Source organism: Pseudonocardia sp. SID8383 (assembly GCF_009864975.1).
Lineage (GTDB): Bacteria > Actinomycetota > Actinomycetes > Mycobacteriales > Pseudonocardiaceae > Pseudonocardia > Pseudonocardia alni.
Genome location: NZ_WWFY01000386.1, coordinates 1 through 3,754 on the forward strand (window position 1 = coordinate 1; position 3,754 = coordinate 3,754).

The 3,754-nt window shown below is 76.3% G+C and carries 5 protein-coding genes; 2 read left to right on the forward strand and 3 right to left on the reverse strand.

Annotated features, from left to right (window positions below; genetic code table 11):
* The coding region (locus GTW08_RS09495; RefSeq protein ID WP_202416842.1) for a hypothetical protein at positions 1–547 on the forward strand (547 nt) is incomplete at its 5' end.
* Between the two features lie 19 nt (positions 548–566).
* Here GTW08_RS09495 and GTW08_RS09500 read toward each other — a convergent pair.
* Both GTW08_RS09500 and GTW08_RS09505 read right to left on the reverse strand, forming a co-directional pair.
* A complete protein-coding gene (locus tag GTW08_RS09500) occupies positions 567–1,118 on the reverse strand; it encodes a TetR/AcrR family transcriptional regulator (RefSeq protein ID WP_073578039.1) in 552 nt (183 codons plus the stop codon).
* Between the two features lie 83 nt (positions 1,119–1,201).
* Entirely contained in the window at positions 1,202–1,570 is a 369-nt protein-coding gene (locus tag GTW08_RS09505) for an SPW repeat domain-containing protein (RefSeq protein ID WP_062401380.1), read from the reverse strand.
* Positions 1,571–1,750: 180 nt separating this feature from the next.
* Here GTW08_RS09505 and GTW08_RS09510 point away from each other — a divergent pair, with 180 nt between their 5' ends.
* Positions 1,751–2,425: a hemerythrin domain-containing protein gene (locus tag GTW08_RS09510; RefSeq protein WP_083659063.1), complete on the forward strand. Its 675-nt coding sequence runs from the start codon at positions 1,751–1,753 to the stop codon at positions 2,423–2,425.
* Here GTW08_RS09510 and GTW08_RS09515 read toward each other — a convergent pair.
* The coding region (locus tag GTW08_RS09515) for a hypothetical protein (RefSeq protein ID WP_202416844.1) at positions 2,386–3,754 on the reverse strand (1,369 nt) is incomplete at its 5' end. The genes GTW08_RS09510 and GTW08_RS09515 overlap by 40 nt on opposite strands.

Consider the following 3,754-nt stretch of genomic DNA (forward strand, 5'->3'; position numbering starts at 1 on the left):
CGTCGGCCGGGTCGCGGCCGGGGTCGCGGCGGCGTGGTTCGGCGTCGTCTACTCGATCACCACCGACGTCCACGCCCGCGCCGACCACCTGCTGGCCGCGATCGTCGTCGGCGGGCTGCTGAGCCTGCTCGGCGTGGTGCTGCTGTGGCTGTCGGCGTCGCGGATCCCGGTGCGGGTCGCCCCGTCCCGCGGGCCGGACATGGGACTGGTGCGCGACCGCGCGGCCGCACGGAAGGTGCTGCGCTCGGGAGGCACCCCGGACGGTGAGCAGCGCAGGCTGATCGCCGTCGACGTGCTCGCCGACGCCCGGCTCCCGCAGGTCGCGGGCGCGGTGTTCGCGCTGCTCGGCCCGCTGGTCATGGCGGCGGTCAACGCCTCGGGGCCGCTCGGCTGGGCCGGCCCGCTCACCGCCGGGCTGATCGTCGTCGTACTGGTGCTGGTCGGATGGCGGACGTGGGCCGCGCACGCGCTGCACCGGCTCGCCGACCGCAGGCACACCGTCCCGCGCTACGAGGAGTCCGGCGCGCCCTGGCGCCCCTGGCCCTGACCCCCGCTCCGGGGCGCCGCTACAGGCCCGCGGCGACGAAGGACAGCTCGGCCTCCATGTCGGTGCGGGCGTCGTCGCCGTGCCGGTCCAGGGCGTAGCGGTGCCCGATCGCCGCGGCCAGCAGCCGGGCGGCGCCGCGGATCCGATCCGGTGCCCCGCCGCCGGTGTGCAGTACCTCGTGCACCGCGTCCTCCAGCTCGCCGGAGCGGCGCAGCAGGGCGTCCCGGACGACCGGGTGGGTGTCGGCCTCGCGCCACAGCAGGTGGGACAGGACCGAGGACGCGTCGAGCGCCCGGTCCAGCGCGGTGACCAGCGCACGCAGCCCGGCGAGCACGTCCCCGGCGACGGCGACGTCCGCCCCGCGCACCGGGTGCGGGAGCCGTTCGACGAGCGCTTCGAGCAGGTCGGGCTTGCGGCGGAAGTAGTAGTGCACCAGCCCCTTCGGCACCCCGGCACGCTCGGCGATGCGCGAGGTGGGCGTCGCGTCGAAGCCGTGCTCGGCGAACAGCCCCTCGGCCGCGTCGAGGATGCGGTCCCGGGCGGGTGCGTCCGGGTCGAGCTCGTGGTCCACGGTGCGATCCTCCCCCGGACGCGGCGGGGGCCGCGACCCCTCCGGGTCGCGGCCCCTCACCTGGTCGTCGTGCTGCCGGACGGTCAGTGCGTGGCGAGCGTGCGGTGTTCCGCGTTCGCCGCGGGCAGCGCCGAGGCCGCCACGACGACCGCGAGGACACCCGCCACCCAGGACGTCCACGACGCCCCGGTCAGCGCGCTGTAGCCCATCACCCAGGGGGCGAGGAACAGCAGCACGCCGAGCACACCGTGCACCCATTCGCTCGCCACCGAGCCGGGCACGGCGAGCGACCAGAGCGACGTGGCGGCGAGCACCACGCCCAGTACGACCATCGTCCACGCGGCGGCGGCGTTCGTCGTCGTCACGAGAGGCGAGAGGGCCGTCAGCACACCGATCACGAGAGCGGCCCAGTCCTGCCACCGCTGCCAGGTACGACCAGTGGTCCCAGCCATCGTCAGTCACCTTCTCCTGTGAGGTCCCTGTGGGGATACCTCCGGTCTACTCTTGGTTGGCCGGCCGGTCAAGAGCCGGGCGAACGGTGGCACAAGTGAAGTGCAAGTCCCCGGCCGGCGGGTGGGCGCACCGTCTGCGGTGTCGAGAGACCGACCGCCCCGAACCCGTAGGAGATCCCGGTGACCACCGCCCGCGACACCCGTACCGCCGACCTGGTCGGCATCACCCTCGCCCACCGCGTCATGCGGGTCGACCTGCACCGGCTCGCCGACGCCGCCCGCGCGATCGCCGACGGCGCGCCCTGCCCGGACCGGCGCGCCCACGCGCTGCGGACCTGGCTGGAGCACCTGGAGCACGAGATCCACGGCCACCACACCGCCGAGGACGACATCGCCTGGCCGGTGATCGCCCGGCACGCCGGGCACGCCGTCGACCTGGACGAGCTCAGCGACGACCACGGCCGCCTCGACCCGCTGCTCGCCGCGGTGCGGGAGGCCGCGGCCGCCGTCGTCGCCGCGGCGCAGGGACCGGCCCGGGCGCGGGCGGCGGGCGTGCTCGCTGACCGGCTCGCCGTCGTCCGCGACGAGATCGACGAGCACCTCGACGCCGAGGAGCGCGACCTGTTCCCGGTGATCGAGCGCCACGTGCCCGCCGACGACTGGGACGCCGTCGTCGCGCAGGTGCAGAAGTCCGGGCCGGGCCTGCGGTTCATGCTGCCGCGGATCGTCGCCGTGACCACCCCGCAGGAGTGGGCCGGGATGCGCCGCGAGGCCGGGCCGGTGGTCGTGCTGATGGAGCGGCTGCTGCGCGGCGGCTACCGCAGGCGCTGTGCGCTGGTGTTCGGCACGTCCTGAGCCCCGGGAGCCGGTGCCGTCGAGTGGTCGGCGACGGCCGCCGGGAGCAGCCGCCGGGCGCGGTCGCGCCACACCGGGGCACCCAGCTCCGCCGCGACCCGCTCGGCCTCGCGCAGGTGGTGGACCCGGCCGCCGCCTGCCGGGTCGAGCAGCCCCTCCAGACCGGCGAGCACCAGGTCGGTGGGGCCGAGCGCGATCGTGCCCGACGACAGCCCCGCGACCGTGCCCGTCCACGGGCGCAGCTGCTCCCGGTACCGCGCGGCGACGTCCCGGTCGGCCAGGCCGACCGCCACCTCGGCGCGCACGCAGGTCCAGATCAGCCAGTAGTAGCTGCGGGCCAGCTCCGCGTCCGGCGCCCACACCTCGCGGGCCCGGACGGGGTCGCCCGCGTGCAGGTGGGCCAGCGCGAGGAAGTCACCGAAGGTCGGCGGCAGCGCGTCGCGGAGCGCCTCGAGCTCGGGGACCAGCTCGCCGAGGCGGCCCTGGTCGTACCGCACGACGAACCGCCCCAGCAGTCCCATCAGCGCCCCGTTGACCTGGCCGGCACCGACCAGCCGGGTCGCGAGCTCGGAGTAGCGCTCCTCGGCGGTGTCCAGCTCCCCCGCGACGAGTGCGCGCAGCGCCGAGAAGATGTAGGCCCAGCCGAGCGTGAACTCCAGCTGGCCGCCCGGGGCCCCGGCGACGGCGGCCTCCGCGTGCCGTGTCGCCGCGTCGAGGTCGTGGCGGCCGGCGGCGACCATGAGCTGCAGGTGGTGGGCCTGCGTGCGGTAGCCGGCGTGCCCGGCCCGGCCGCCGAGCTCGGCCAGCTCCTCCCCCACCGGGGCCAGCTCGTGCCACAGGTCCGGGGCGAGGACGGCGAAGAACCGGGCGTTGAGCGCCCGGCAGCACAGCAGCGGGTCGACGCCGCGCCCGGTGAGCGCCATGGCCTCCGCCGAGGCGGAGCGGACCCGGTCGTCGTCGTGCCCCTCGATCTCGAACACCAGGGCGGCGAGCAGCCGCACCCGCCGGTCGACGGCGTCGGGCGGGGTCGCCGCGAGCTCGGTCTCGATGAGGTCGATCAGCTCGGCGTCGATGTTCTGGCCCGGCCGGATGGTCCAGCTGACCGGGGTGTCGTAGCTGGTCAGGACGGCGCCGAGCCACTGCGGTGCGGCGGCCGTCGCCTGGTCGACGGCGGTCCGGCGCTCGGTGAGGGCGGTGTGGCCGTCGCCGCCGCGGGCGAGCTCGGCGACCAGCGCGCAGCGCAGGGCGAGCTCGTCGTCGACGCCGGTCCCGGCCCGTCCGGCGAGCTCGACGGCGCGGCCGTAGAACCGGGCGGCCTCGCGGTGCGAG